Annotated in this window: 15 protein-coding genes; 12 read left to right on the top strand and 3 right to left on the bottom strand. The window is 71.4% G+C overall.

What is annotated here, in order from left to right; translation table 11 throughout:
- Positions 1-96: 96 nt before the first annotated feature.
- From ald to QQM72_RS31715, 8 genes are all read left to right on the top strand, one after another.
- Entirely contained in the window at positions 97-1221 is a 1125-nt protein-coding gene (gene ald, locus QQM72_RS31750) for an alanine dehydrogenase (RefSeq protein ID WP_314224282.1), read from the top strand.
- 415 nt (positions 1222-1636) lie between these two features.
- Complete coding sequence (locus QQM72_RS31745; RefSeq protein ID WP_189927634.1) at positions 1637-2773, top strand: ParA family protein; 1137 nt, start codon at positions 1637-1639, stop codon at positions 2771-2773.
- A complete protein-coding gene (locus QQM72_RS31740; RefSeq protein ID WP_314224281.1) occupies positions 2758-3339 on the top strand; it encodes a hypothetical protein in 582 nt (193 codons plus the stop codon). The genes QQM72_RS31745 and QQM72_RS31740 overlap by 16 nt, the downstream gene beginning before the upstream one ends.
- Before the next feature lie 18 nt (positions 3340-3357).
- Positions 3358-4572 carry a segregation and condensation protein A gene (locus QQM72_RS31735; protein WP_314224280.1) on the top strand — a complete coding sequence of 405 codons (1215 nt, stop codon included), beginning with the start codon at positions 3358-3360 and terminating at the stop codon, positions 4570-4572.
- Between the two features lie 53 nt (positions 4573-4625).
- Entirely contained in the window at positions 4626-5198 is a 573-nt protein-coding gene (gene scpB, locus QQM72_RS31730; RefSeq protein WP_230196340.1) for an SMC-Scp complex subunit ScpB, read from the top strand.
- Positions 5195-6388 (top strand): pseudouridine synthase, encoded by a 1194-nt coding sequence (locus tag QQM72_RS31725; RefSeq protein WP_399079364.1) that lies wholly within the window; start codon positions 5195-5197, stop codon positions 6386-6388. The genes scpB and QQM72_RS31725 overlap by 4 nt, the downstream gene beginning before the upstream one ends.
- Before the next feature lie 82 nt (positions 6389-6470).
- The gene (locus QQM72_RS31720; protein WP_314224298.1) at positions 6471-7190 is read left to right on the top strand and encodes an NUDIX hydrolase; all 720 of its coding nucleotides are present in this window, start codon (positions 6471-6473) and stop codon (positions 7188-7190) included.
- Complete coding sequence (locus tag QQM72_RS31715) at positions 7187-8209, top strand: ADP-ribosylglycohydrolase family protein (protein WP_314224278.1); 1023 nt, start codon at positions 7187-7189, stop codon at positions 8207-8209. The genes QQM72_RS31720 and QQM72_RS31715 overlap by 4 nt, the downstream gene beginning before the upstream one ends.
- Positions 8210-8221: 12 nt before the next feature.
- Here QQM72_RS31715 and QQM72_RS31710 read toward each other — a convergent pair whose 3' ends face one another.
- From QQM72_RS31710 to QQM72_RS31700, 3 genes are read right to left on the bottom strand one after another with little or no spacing between them, the layout of a single operon-like run.
- Positions 8222-8641: a Rieske (2Fe-2S) protein gene (locus QQM72_RS31710; protein WP_314224277.1), complete on the bottom strand. Its 420-nt coding sequence runs from the start codon at positions 8639-8641 to the stop codon at positions 8222-8224.
- Positions 8638-9216 carry a DUF6529 family protein gene (locus QQM72_RS31705; protein ID WP_314224276.1) on the bottom strand — a complete coding sequence of 193 codons (579 nt, stop codon included), beginning with the start codon at positions 9214-9216 and terminating at the stop codon, positions 8638-8640. Before QQM72_RS31705 ends, QQM72_RS31710 begins: the two co-directional genes overlap by 4 nt.
- A 22-nt stretch (positions 9217-9238) precedes the next feature.
- The gene (locus QQM72_RS31700; RefSeq protein WP_314224275.1) at positions 9239-9898 is read right to left on the bottom strand and encodes a hypothetical protein; all 660 of its coding nucleotides are present in this window, start codon (positions 9896-9898) and stop codon (positions 9239-9241) included.
- Between the two features lie 194 nt (positions 9899-10092).
- Between QQM72_RS31700 and aroH the strand changes: the two genes are divergently transcribed.
- The 4 genes from aroH (at position 10093) to QQM72_RS31680 (ending at position 13005) form a co-directional block, all read left to right on the top strand.
- Positions 10093-10455 (top strand): chorismate mutase, encoded by a 363-nt coding sequence (aroH, locus tag QQM72_RS31695; RefSeq protein ID WP_020128171.1) that lies wholly within the window; start codon positions 10093-10095, stop codon positions 10453-10455.
- Complete coding sequence (locus tag QQM72_RS31690; RefSeq protein WP_314224274.1) at positions 10452-11537, top strand: prephenate dehydrogenase; 1086 nt, start codon at positions 10452-10454, stop codon at positions 11535-11537. Before aroH ends, QQM72_RS31690 begins: the two co-directional genes overlap by 4 nt.
- Positions 11538-11668: 131 nt before the next feature.
- Positions 11669-12355: a (d)CMP kinase gene (gene cmk / locus QQM72_RS31685; protein ID WP_314224273.1), complete on the top strand. Its 687-nt coding sequence runs from the start codon at positions 11669-11671 to the stop codon at positions 12353-12355.
- Complete coding sequence (locus tag QQM72_RS31680; protein ID WP_314224272.1) at positions 12352-13005, top strand: lysophospholipid acyltransferase family protein; 654 nt, start codon at positions 12352-12354, stop codon at positions 13003-13005. The genes cmk and QQM72_RS31680 overlap by 4 nt, the downstream gene beginning before the upstream one ends.
- The last annotated feature ends 61 nt before the right edge of the window (positions 13006-13066 follow it).

Here is a 13066-nt window from a genome sequence, read left to right as displayed (position 1 = left end):
TGGCTCTGCCGCTCGTTCTCCTGCGGTGCATCCCGGTGCGCCCTGTATCTCCGGGTATGTCTTTGCTGTGCCCCCACATCTACTGAGCCAAGGACCGTGATCGACGTGAAGGTCGGCATCCCCCGCGAGGTCAAGAACAACGAGTTCCGGGTGGCCATCACCCCCGCCGGTGTGCACGAGCTGGTGCGCCACGGCCACCAGGTCGTCGTCGAACGAGGCGCCGGTGTCGGCTCGTCCATCACGGACGAGGAGTACGTGGCCGCCGGCGCACGCATCCTCGAGACCGCTGACGAGGTGTGGGCCACCGCGGACCTGTTGCTGAAGGTCAAGGAGCCCATCGCCGAGGAGTACCACCGCCTCCGCAAGGACCAGACGCTCTTCACCTACCTGCACCTGGCCGCGTCCAAGGAGTGCACGGACGCCCTGGTCGAGTCCGGCACCACGGCGATCGCCTACGAGACCGTCGAGCTGCCGAACCGCGCGCTGCCGCTGCTCGCCCCGATGTCCGAGGTCGCGGGCCGGCTGGCCCCTCAGGTCGGCGCCTACCACCTGATGCGCGCCAACGGCGGCCGCGGTGTGCTGCCCGGCGGTGTGCCGGGCGTGCTGGCCGCGAAGGCGGTCGTCATCGGCGGCGGTGTGTCCGGCTGGAACGCGGCGCAGATCGCCATCGGCATGGGCTTCCACGTGACGCTGCTCGACCGCGACATCAACAAGCTCAAGGAGGCCGACAAGGTCTTCGGTACGAAGATCCAGACGGTCGTCTCCAACGCCTTCGAACTGGAGAAGGCCTGCCTCGAGGCCGACCTCGTCATCGGCGCCGTCCTCATCCCGGGCGCCAAGGCCCCCAAGCTGGTCACCAACGAGCTCGTGTCCCGGATGAAGCCGGGAAGTGTCCTTGTCGACATCGCGATCGATCAGGGCGGCTGCTTCGAGGACTCCCGTCCGACCACGCACGCCGAGCCGACCTTCCCGGTCCACGAGTCGGTCTTCTACTGCGTCGCCAACATGCCCGGCGCGGTCCCCAACACCTCCACCTACGCGCTCACCAACGCCACGCTGCCGTACATCGTCGAACTCGCCGACAAGGGCTGGGTGGAGGCGCTGCGCCGCGATGCCGCGCTGGCCAGGGGCCTCAACACCCATGACGGCAAGGTTGTTTACCGTGAGGTCGCGGAGGCGCACGGCCTGGAGCACATGGAGCTCGACCAGCTGCTCGGCTGAGCCGTCGCGCCGAGCCGATCGGCCAAGTAACCCCGAGGGAAAAGGCGATACGTCAACACGGGTCGTCAACCCCGCACACCCGGCCGGACCTTGCCCGACAAGGTCCGGCCGGATGTGTGTATGGTCACTTTGCGGCTCTCGGCCAACTCGCCTCGAACGTAACGCTTCGACCGATTCGTACACCGGCGAAACCTGCCGTGCGACGGTCGTACGCCCTTGACAGCGGGATGTTTCATTGCCGACACATCGGGCCGGGTCCGGCGGATTGTGTTGCTGCGAACACCCGACACGCCATAGAGTCGCCGACTGTCGGCATGGTGCCACGCTGACCTTGTCTAGAAGTTTCCTGGTCACCAAGGAGGTAAGACGACTTGTGAATGAGTCGACATTTGCTCCCGGGGGTGGTCAACCAGGAATGCCGACGCGGGCCCAGGTCTCCGCGGGGCCCGAGGCTGTCGGCTCCGTCGCTGTCCGAACCTTCGCAGCCCACCAGAGCCAGCGCAGCACCCATGTGGCTCTGTCAGCACACCAGAGCATGGATGGCCATCACGTGAACGCCATGGCCGGCGACGGAAGTGGCGCGCCCCGCAACCACTTCGCCGACTACGACGAACTGCCCGAAGGGCATTTCTACGATCCCGATGCCGAGTACGAGCCGGATCCGGAGTACGCGGCCACGCTCGCGCCCGACGCGGCCCGACAGCGCCGTGAGCGCGTCGGTCCGACCGGACGCCCGCTGCCGTACTTCCCGATCCCGGGCCCGCTGACCCAGCACGGCCCCGCGACGATCATCGCGATGTGCAACCAGAAGGGCGGCGTGGGCAAGACGACGTCGACCATCAACCTGGGTGCCGCACTCGCGGAGTACGGTCGGCGCGTGCTGCTCGTGGACTTCGACCCGCAGGGCGCGCTGTCGGTCGGTCTCGGCGTCAATCCGATGGAGCTCGACCTCACCGTCTACAACCTGCTCATGGAGCGGGGCATGGCGGCGGACGAGGTGCTCCTGAAGACAGCGGTCCCGAACATGGACCTGCTGCCCAGCAACATCGACCTGTCGGCCGCCGAGGTCCAGTTGGTCTCCGAGGTCGCGCGCGAGTCCACGCTCCAGCGTGCGCTCAAGCCGCTGATGGACGACTACGACTACATCGTCATCGACTGTCAGCCCTCGCTCGGCCTGCTCACCGTCAACGCCCTGACGGCCGCTCACAAGGTGATCGTGCCGCTGGAGTGCGAGTTCTTCGCCCTGCGGGGTGTGGCGCTGCTGACCGAGACCATCGAGAAGGTCCAGGAACGGCTCAACCCGGAACTGGAACTCGACGGGATCCTCGCCACGATGTACGACTCGCGCACCGTGCACAGCCGTGAGGTGCTCGCGCGGGTCGTCGAGGCCTTCGACGACCACGTCTACCACACGGTCATCGGGCGCACGGTCCGCTTCCCGGAGACCACGGTCGCCGGTGAGCCGATCACCACGTACGCCTCCAACTCCGTCGGCGCCGCCGCCTACCGCCAGCTCGCCAGGGAGGTGCTCGCCCGGTGTCACGCCGAGTGAGTCTGCCGGGGGCCGACGAACTCTTCCGTACGACAGGGGGAATGGCGCTTCAGCCGTCCGCGCCCCGGCGCCCCGCCAACGGCGAGGCCCGGGTGCCGGCTCCGGCCGGCGAGAGCGACGGGGTGGCGGCCGGCGGCGCGGAGGACGCGCCGCAGGCCGTGCCCGCGCAGGGCGGTGACGGCGAGGGCGCCGAGCACGTGGCGACCGACGCGGGCCAGGGCGACGCCGGGGAGTCCCGTACCCGGGGCGCCCCCGGGGAGCGCTCCGAACGGCGCCAGGGCCCGCAGCAGGAAGGTTCTGCCTCCGCCGACGGCCAGTCGCGCAAACGCGGACGGCAGGCGTCCCGCAGGCCCAGTGGCCGGGAGCGACACGACGAGAAGATCACCGTCTACGTCTCCGCCGAGGAGCTCATGGATCTGGAGCACGCCCGGCTGGTGCTCCGCGGCGAGCACGGGCTGGCCGTGGACCGGGGTCGCATCGTCCGCGAGGCGGTCGCCGTGGTCCTCGCCGACCTGGAGAGCCGCGGGGACGCCAGCATCCTCGTCCGACGACTTCGCGGGCGGTAGCGGTAGCCTGCGAGGGCCATGACCTCGAACGACGTTCCCGTCCCCGGCTCCGGCGCGGCAGCCGGCCGCCGGCGTGCGCTGGGGCGGGGGCCCGGGACGGCGCCGGCCCCAGCCGGGCCGGAGCCCGGGCCGGCGAGACCGGAACCCGCACTGGATCCCGTCGTACCGGACCTGGCCGAGCCGGATGCCGTCGAGCCGGACTCCGTTGAACCGGAACCCGCCGTACCGGAAGCCGTAGACCCGGAACCCGTAGGTCCGGAGCCCGCGGACCCGGAAGCCGTCGTACCCGCGGACCCGGAGCCCGCGGACCCGGAATCGGTCGCATCCGAGGCGGTGCCGGAATCCGGTGTAGCGGAGTCCGTGGGTCCGGAATCCGTTCCCGCGTCCCAGGAAGCTCCCGAGGAAGTCGCCGAGGAAGTTCCCGACGGTGTTTTCAAGGTCCGCCTCGCCAACTTCGAGGGGCCCTTCGATCTGCTGCTCCAGCTGATCTCCAAGCACAAGCTGGACGTCACCGAGGTCGCGCTGTCGAAGGTGACCGACGAGTTCATGGCGCACATCCGGGCGATGGGTCCCGACTGGGACCTGGACCAGACGACCGAGTTCCTTGTCGTGGCCGCCACGCTGCTCGATCTCAAGGCGGCCCGGCTGCTGCCCGCAGCGGAGGTCGAGGACGAGGCCGACCTGGCCCTGCTGGAGGCCCGGGACCTGCTGTTCGCCCGGCTGCTCCAGTACCGGGCCTACAAGCGGGTCGCCGACATCTTCACGCACCGGCTGGAGAGCGAGGCCCGGCGCTACCCCCGTACCGTCGGTCTCGAACCGCACCACGCGGAACTGCTGCCCGAGGTCGTCATCAGCATCGGCCCGGAGGGGTTCGCGAGGCTCGCGGTCAAGGCGATGCAGCCCCGGGCGAAACCGCAGGTCTACGTCGACCACATCCACGCACCGCTGGTGAGCGTGCAGGAGCAGGCCGGGATCGTCGTCGCGCGGCTCAGGGAACTCGGCGAGGCCAGCTTCCGCACGCTGGTGGCGGACACCGAGGACACCCTCACCGTCGTGGCCCGCTTCCTCGCGCTGCTCGAGCTCTACCGGGAGAAGGCGGTCGCGCTCGACCAGGAGACCGCCCTCGGTGAGCTGCTGGTGCGCTGGACCGGCGGGGACGGGGACGCGCGGCCGATGGTCACGGACGAGTTCGACCGGCCGCCCGAGGAGCCCGAGAAGGAGACGAAGACGTGACCGAGGAGACCGTCGCCGCACTCGACCTCAAGCCGGCCCTGGAGGCCGTCCTGATGGTCGTCGACGAGCCCGCGACCGAGGAACACCTCGCGAAGATCCTCCAGCGGCCCCGGCGCAGGATCGCGGACGCGCTGCGCGAGCTGGCCGACGAGTACACCGTGCAGGGGCGCGGCTTCGAGCTCAGGCTCATCGCCGGCGGCTGGCGGTTCTACAGCCGGCCCGAGTACGCCGCGGCCGTCGAGGGCTTCGTGCTGGACGGACAGCAGGCCCGGCTCACGCAGGCGGCGCTGGAGACCCTGGCGGTCGTCGCGTACCGCCAGCCGGTCAGCCGCAGCAGGGTCTCCGCGGTGCGCGGAGTGAACTGCGACGGCGTGATGCGCACCCTGCTCCAGCGCGGTCTGGTCGAGGAGGCGGGCGCGGAACCCGAAACAGGTGCGATCCTGTACGTGACGACGAACTACTTTCTGGAGCGGATGGGCCTGCGCGGTCTGGACGAGCTCCCGGAGCTCGCGCCCTTTCTCCCCGAGGCGGAGGCGATCGAGGCCGAGATGCTGGAAGGGGTCCCGTCGTTCGATCCGGACGCACCGGATGCAGATGCAGACGACACGACGACGACGGAACTTTGATGCGAAGCAGTGGCAGCGGCAGTGGCAGGAACAACGGGCGCGGCAAGCCCAGGGGGACCGGCGGGGGCGGTCCCCAGCCGAGGGGCGGCTCCGGAGGCCGCGACGACCGGTCGAGGGGCGCTTCCGGAGGCCGTGACGACCGGTCGAGGGGCGGCTCGGGCGGTCGCGACGACAGGCCGACGGGCGCGGGGGGCCGTGACGACAGGCCGAAGCGTCCGAGCAAGCCCCGTCCCGAGGAGCGTCGCTACGACGTGGGCCCCGGCGCCACCCACGAGGGCCCGAAGGCCGGGCGCGGCGGTGCGGCCCGGGGCGGCGCCAAGGGCGGCCCCAGGCAGGGCCAGCAGCGCGGCGGACGCACGGAGCCGGCGCGCTCCCGCGAGTACGAGACGCGCGCCGAGGAGCGCAACCGGGACCGGTACGCCGGCAAGAAGGAAGTGAAGCTGCCCAAGACCTTCCCGGGCGCCGAGCAGGAGGGCGAGCGGCTGCAGAAGGTCCTCGCGCGCGCGGGCTACGGCTCCCGGCGCGCCTGCGAGGAGCTGATCGAGCAGGCGCGGGTCGAGGTCAACGGCGAGATCGTCCTGGAGCAGGGCAAGCGGGTCGACCCGGAGAACGACGAGGTCAAGGTCGACGGCCTGACGGTCGCCACCCAGTCGTACCAGTTCTTCTCGCTGAACAAGCCGGCCGGCGTCGTCTCCACGATGGAGGACACCGAGGGCCGTCAGTGCCTCGGTGACTACGTGACCAACCGCGAGACGCGGCTGTTCCACGTCGGGCGGCTCGACACCGAGACCGAGGGCGTCATCCTGCTCACCAACCACGGCGAGCTGGCGCACCGGCTGACCCACCCCAAGTACGGCGTGAAGAAGGTCTACCTCGCGCACATCGTGGGTCCCATCCCGCGTGACCTGGGCAAGCGTCTGAAGGACGGCATCCAGCTGGAGGACGGGTACGCGAAGGCGGACCACTTCCGGGTCGTCGAACAGACCGGCAAGAACTACCTGGTCGAGGTGACCCTGCACGAGGGCCGCAAGCACATCGTGCGCCGGATGCTGGCGGAGGCCGGCTTCCCGGTCGACAAGCTGGTCCGCGTCGCCTTCGGCCCGATCACCCTGGGCGACCAGAAGTCGGGCTGGCTGCGCCGGCTGTCCAACACCGAGGTCGGCATGCTGATGAAGGAAGTCGAGCTTTAGGGACTCCTGAAGCTCCCAGGGCTTGTGTGTGACCGCACCCCCTTTTTATAGTCGTGGTGACTATTAAGAGGGGGTGTTCGTCGTGCCGGGTTACGACAAGTACGCCCACGAACCCTTCGCCGTCACCGTCGACCTCGCCGTCCTCACGCTCCGCGCGGGCACCCTGCACGTACTGCTCGTCGAACGCGGTCAGGAGCCGTACGCCGGCCGGTGGGCGCTGCCGGGGGGCTTCGTGCTGCCGGACGAGTCCGCGGAGACCGCCGCCCGTCGGGAACTCGCCGAGGAGACCGGCCTCAAGGACGTCTCCGGACTGCACCTCGAGCAGCTGCGCACCTACAGCGAACCCGGCCGCGACCCCCGGATGCGGGTCGTGTCCGTCGCCTTCGCCGCGCTGCTGCCCGACGCCCCCGAACCGACGGGCGGCGGCGACGCGGCCCAGGCGCGCTGGCTGCCGTACGACGACGTGAAGCCGCTCGCCTTCGACCACGACCGGATCCTGGCCGACGCCCACGACCGGGTCGGCGCCAAACTCGAGTACACCTGCCTCGCCACGGCCTTCTGCCCGCCCGAGTTCACCCTCGGCGAGCTCCAGCAGGTCTACGAGACGGTGTGGGGGACCGGCCTGGACCGGCCCAACTTCCGCCGCAAGGTGCTCGCCACCCCGGGCTTCGTCGAGCCCGTGCCCGGCGGCGCGCGCCTCACCGGCGGCCGCGGCAAGCCCGCCGCCCTCTACCGGGCGGGCGCCGCCACCGCGCTCCACCCGCCCCTGCTGCGACCGCCCCGGGAAGGACGATCCGCATGACCACCTCCACCACCGTCAGGAAGCGGGCCACCGGGTCCCTGCTGGGACTCGCGCTCGGGGACGCGCTCGGGTTTCCGACCGAGTTCAACGACGTTGCGTCGATCCTCGCCAAGTGCGGGCCCTGGCGGGAGATGGAACTGCCGAAGCGCGCCTTCGTCTCCGACGACACCCAGATGACCCTCGCCGTGGGCCGAGCCCTGCGGACCGCCATGGACCGGGGGCTGCTCGTGCCGACGTCGCTCGCGCACCCGCTGCGCGCGGAGTTCGTGGACTGGTATCAGTCGCCCGACAACAACCGGGCCCCCGGGCGGACCTGCCTGACGGCGTGCAGCCTGCTCAGGGACGAGAACCGCGGCTGGCAGGACGCCAGTCAGATCGGTTCCAAGGGCTGTGGCGCCAACATGCGCGTGGCACCCGTCGGACTCGTCCCCGGGCTCAGCGAGGAGCAGCGCGCCGGTGCCGCCCAGCTCCAGTCCGCCCTCACCCACGGGCACCCCACCGCGCTCGCCGCCTCCGACCTCACCGCCCACGCCGTACGGCTGCTCACCCAGGGTGCCGAACCGGCGGCCCTGGTCGGGCTCCTGAGGGCCTACGCCGTCGACAACCGTTCCCGATACCACCACCGCTGGCTCGGCGACCTGTGGACCCGCAGCCAGGACCCCACCCCGGAGCACTTCATCGCGCGTGGCTGGGACGAGTGCCTCGGCGTGCTGGAGCGACTCCAGGAGGCGCTGCGCGACCCCGCGCCCGAGACCGACCCGTGCCTGGCCACGGGGGCGGGGTGGATCGCCGAGGAGGCCATGGCGACCGGTCTGCTGTGCTTCCTGCTCTTCCCGGACGAGCCGGTGACCGTGCTGCGCCGGGCCGCCTGCTCCTCCGGGGACTCCGACTCCATCGCCTGTCTGGCGGGCGCCTTCGCGGGCGCGTACGCCGGGGCCGACGCCTGGCCGACGGCGTGGGCGGACCGGATCGAGTACCAGGGGGAGCTGGTGACGCTCGGGGCGCTCTGGGACCAGTGACCCGGCAAGGGTTCAGGTCAGCTTGATCGAGCTGCCCTCGACGGTGATCTGCTCCGCCGGCAGCGGACTCGGCGCCGGGCCGCCGGCCACCGAGCCGTCGGCGATACGGAACTCGCTCTTGTGGCACGGGCAGTGGATGATGCCGTCGGCGACGCTGCCGACGGTGCAGCCCTGATGGGTGCAGACCGCGGAGAACGCCTTGAAGTCGCCCTTCGTCGGCTGGGTGACGACGACCTTCTCCGCCGCGAAGATCTTGCCGCCGCCGACGGGGATGTCGGTGGTCTTCGCCAGCTCCTGGCCGGCCGAGGCCTTCGGGGACTGCTGGGACGAGGAGTCGTCCCCGTTGCCGTACTCGCCGCAGCCCGTGGCGAGTACGGCTGCCGCGCCGCCCGTCGCCAGGAGGACCGTGCGCCGTGTCGCGGGGAGGGTCATGTCGTCACTCCGAACGTGCGGAAGAACCAGAGGGCCGAGGTCAGCCAGATGATCGTGAGTACGGCGAAGACGAGCCCGCCGACGATCGGCAGCAGCCACCCGGGGAGTCGCTCCGAACGGAGCAGCAGCATCTTGGCACTGAATGCGCCGAAGAAGAAGCAACCCAGGAGGGAGTGCCACATGACGCGCGTTTCGTACGTCTGAAAGCCAAGCGCGTACAGGCAGTGCACCGCAACCGGGACCGCGATCAGAAAGGCCGCGCGACCCGACCAGCGGTGCAGCGTGCCGGACCAGGCGGGTCCCGGCAGCCTGCCGTACAGCATCGCGGCCGAGACGAGCTGGACCAGAGCGAAGAACATCGCGGCCGTCGCCAGCCAGGACTTGACCGCGCCCGTGCTGCTGAAGCCGGCCAGGTTGAAGGCCGTCCCGGCCGGGTCGTGGACCTTGCCGTACACGCCCAGGGCGAGTGCCACGGCGGCGGCGACCAGCGCCGGGACCAGATAGCGGGCGGGGTGCGGGCCGCGCCGCGCGGGGCCGGGGAATCCCTGGGTGGCGGCGTTCGGGTCGACGGTCATGGTGGCTCCCTGCTCGAAGGGGTCAGGGCGTGGCGGGGCGGGCCGTGAGCTGCTGTCCGTCGACCGTCACCGTGCCCGTGTCCGGGTCGATGGCCGGCGCGGGGGAGGGCTTGCCGTCGCGGGTGAGGACGCCGACCTGGGTGCCGTCCTTCAGCACGATCCAGCCGCCGTCGATCTTCGCGGAGCGCACGGTGGCCGTGGCCCGCCACAGCCCGGACGGCTTCGTCGCCCGGTCCGCCGAGAAGGCGTGCCGTCCGCCGCCCGCGGTGACCGTGCCCTCGACGCGCTTGCCGTCCTCGAGCGTGCCGTCCAGTCTCGCGCCGTGCTCGCCGGTGAGCCGCAGTGTGCCGTCGTCCTCCACGTCGCCCTTGAGCCACGACTCCTGGGTGCGGCCGTCGCAGTAGTACGCGATCGCCTTGCCGTCGCGGACGGTGACGGCGATCGCCGCCGCGTCGTCGTCCGTGCGGCCGGCGTAGTCGGCGTCGGCGGCCGGGACCCGTGAGGGGGAGGGAGCGGGGGTGGGCGCGGTCGAGGCGGCGCTCCGGGCGGGGGTCGGACTCGGTGACTTCTCCTCGTACGAGGACGAGGCGGTCTTCGTCCCCGTCGTCGCGTCGAGCGTCAGCAGGAACAGGCCGAGCACCAGTCCCGCGAGAAGGGTGAGCAGGGGTCCTGGACGCTTCATGCCGGGCCTTCCCCGATGCGGGTGTCCTGCCGTCAGACTGCCATGAGAGCGCAGGCGGCACCCGCCGTAAAGGGCGTACGGAGGCGTTCTCGTCTCGGCACGCGGGCGGCGCGCACCGGACTGGCGCGCGCTGACTAGGCTGGCTGCGTCAGGAGCCGTAGTCGGCAGTCGGTACGTCAGCAAGGAGCAGCGCCGTGGCGGTACGAGCGGTCCGGGGAGCCGTCCAACTCGAGCGGGACGAGGCCGGCCACATGGACGAGCAGGTCGGAGCCCTGCTCACCGCCGTCCTGGAGCGGAACTCGCTCGGCGCCGACGACCTGATCAGCATCTGGTTCACGGCCACCCCCGACCTGCACAGCGACTTCCCGGCGGCCGCGGCCCGCAAGCTCGGCATCGTCGACGTGCCGCTGATCTGCGCCCAGGAACTCGACATCGCGGGCGCCATGCCGCGGGTCGTGCGCATCCTGGCGCACGTCGAGTCCGACAAGGCGCGCGCCGACATCAACCACGTCTACCTCGGGGCCGCTGCCGCCCTGCGCAGGGACATCGCCCAGTGAGGACCGCGCTCGTCATCGGCACCGGGCTGATCGGCACGTCCGCCGCGCTGGCCCTGGTCCAGCGGGGCGTCGTCGTCCACCTCGCCGACCACGACCCCGGGCAGGCCCGTACGGCGGCGGCGCTCGGCGCCGGCACCGACGCGGAGCCCGAGGGGCCGGTCGACCTCGCGATCGTCGCCGCGCCGCCCGCGCACGTGGCCGCTGTGCTCGCCGACGCGATGCGTCGCGGGGTGGCCCGCGGCTACCTCGACGTGGCCAGCGTGAAGGGCGGGCCGCGCCGTGAGCTTCAGGCGCTCGGCCTCGACCTGTCGGCGTACATCGGCAGCCACCCCATGTCCGGCCGGGAGAAGTCGGGCCCGCTGGCCGCGACCGGTGACCTCTTCGAGGGCCGCCCCTGGGTGCTGACGCCGACCAGGGACACCGACACCGAGGTGCTCAACCTCGCTTTGGAGCTGGTCTCGCACTGCCGTGCGGTCCCGGTGGTCATGGACGCGGACGCCCACGACCGCGCGGTTGCGCTGGTCTCGCACATGCCGCACCTGGTCTCCAGCATGGTCGCGGCGCGTCTGGAGCACGCCGAGGAGGCCGCCGTACGGCTGTGCGGGCAGGGCATCCGGGACGTCACCCGGATCGCCGCCTCCGACCCCGGCATGTGGATCGACATCCTGTCCGCGAACCCCGGTCCGGTCGCCGACCTGCTCACCGACGTCGCCGCAGACCTGGAGGAGACGGTCCGCTCCCTGCGCGCCCTGCAGTCCTCCGACGACTCCGAGCGCCGCGAGGGCGCCGACGGCGTGCAGGACGTGCTGCGTCGCGGCAACGCGGGCCAGGTCCGCGTTCCCGGCAAGCACGGGGCCGCTCCGCGGGCGTACGAGGTGGTGGCGGTGCTCATCGACGACCAGCCCGGTCAGCTGGCCCGCATCTTCGCCGACGCCGGACAGGCGGGCGTCAACATCGAGGACGTGCGCATCGAGCACGCGACCGGGCAGCAGGCGGGTCTGGTGCAGCTGATGGTCGAGCCGAAGTCCGCGGTGGTGCTGTCCTCGGCGCTCGGCGAGAGGGGCTGGGCGATCCGGCAGTAGGGCGCCGCGCGGCCCGGGTACCCGGCGCGGACCAGGTACCGGCCGGACGAGTGACGCGCGGCCGGTAACCTTGTGCGGGGCGCGGTCGCGTCCCGCACACCCACCGCCTCGCACCAGGAAGGTGTCCCCCCGTGGAAAACGGCGCCGCCCAGCCCGTGATTGTCGCCATCGACGGCCCCTCCGGCACGGGCAAGTCGAGCACGTCCAAGGCCGTGGCCGCCCAGCTGGGGCTGAGCTACCTGGACACCGGCGCCCAGTACCGGGCGATCACGTGGTGGATGGTGACCAACGGGATCGACATCGAGGACCCCACGGCGATCGCCGACGTCGCCGGCAAGCCGGAGATCCTCTCCGGCACCGACCCGGCCGCCCCGACGATCACGGTGGACGGCGTCGACGTGGCCGGCCCGATCCGCACCCAGGAGGTCACCGCCAAGGTCAGCGCGGTGAGCGCGGTACCCGAGGTGCGGGCCCGGATCACCGAGCTCCAGCGCTCGCTGGCGGCCTCCACCGAGCGGGGGATCGTCGTCGAGGGCCGGGACATCGGCACGACCGTGCTGCCCGACGCCGACCTGAAGATCTTCCTCACCGCCTCTCCGGAGGCCCGCGCCGCCCGGCGCAGCGGCGAGCTGAAGGGCGCGGACGTCCACAGCACCCGGGAGGCGCTGATCAAGCGGGACGCCGCCGACTCCTCCCGCAAGACCTCCCCGCTCGCCAAGGCGGACGACGCCGTCGAGGTGGACACCACCGAGCTGACGCTGGCCCAGGTCGTCGAGTGCGTCGTCACCCTCGTCGAGGAGAAGCGGGCCGCGAAGTGACCACCGCGTCCGTGCCCTCGGAGAAGGGCGCCGAGGTCGGGCGGCGCATCGGCGTCGGCCTGATGTACGGGCTGTTCAAGCCGCGCGTGCTCGGCGCCTGGAAGGTGCCGGCGAGCGGCCCGCTGATCTTCGCGATCAACCACTCGCACAACGTCGACGGTCCGATGGTGATGGGCGTGGCACCGCGGCCGACGCACTTCCTGATCAAGAAGGAAGCGTTCATCGGCCCCCTGGACCCGTTCCTGACCGCCATCGGTCAGCTCAAGGTCGACCGCGACACCACCGACCGGACGGCGATCACCCGTGCGCTGGGCGTGCTGGAGAACGGCGGGGTCCTCGGGATCTTCCCGGAGGGCACCCGTGGCGAGGGGGACTTCGCCGCCCTGCGCGCCGGGCTCGCGTACTTCGCGGTGCGCGGCGGGGCCCCGATCGTGCCCGTCGCCGTGCTGGGAAGTTCCGAACGGCGCGGACGGTTGATAAAGGCACTGCCCCCGCTGCGCTCCCGCGTCGACGTCGTCTTCGGCGAACCGTTCGACGCGGGCGACGGCAGCGGGCTGCGGACCCGCAAGGCACTGGACGCGGCCACCGAGCGCATCCAGAAGCAGTTGGCCGCACACCTGGAAAACGCCAGGCGCCTGACCGGGCGCTGAGCGACACTGAATACCGAGTAGTGGATCAACCCGAACAAAACGGCTGTTCCACCGATCACCA

This window comes from Streptomyces zaehneri (assembly GCF_032248645.1).
In the GTDB taxonomy this organism is placed as follows: Bacteria; Actinomycetota; Actinomycetes; order Streptomycetales; family Streptomycetaceae; genus Streptomyces; species Streptomyces coriariae.
The sequence above is the reverse complement of the archived record's forward strand: the minus strand, read 5'-3'. Positions and strand labels throughout refer to the sequence as shown.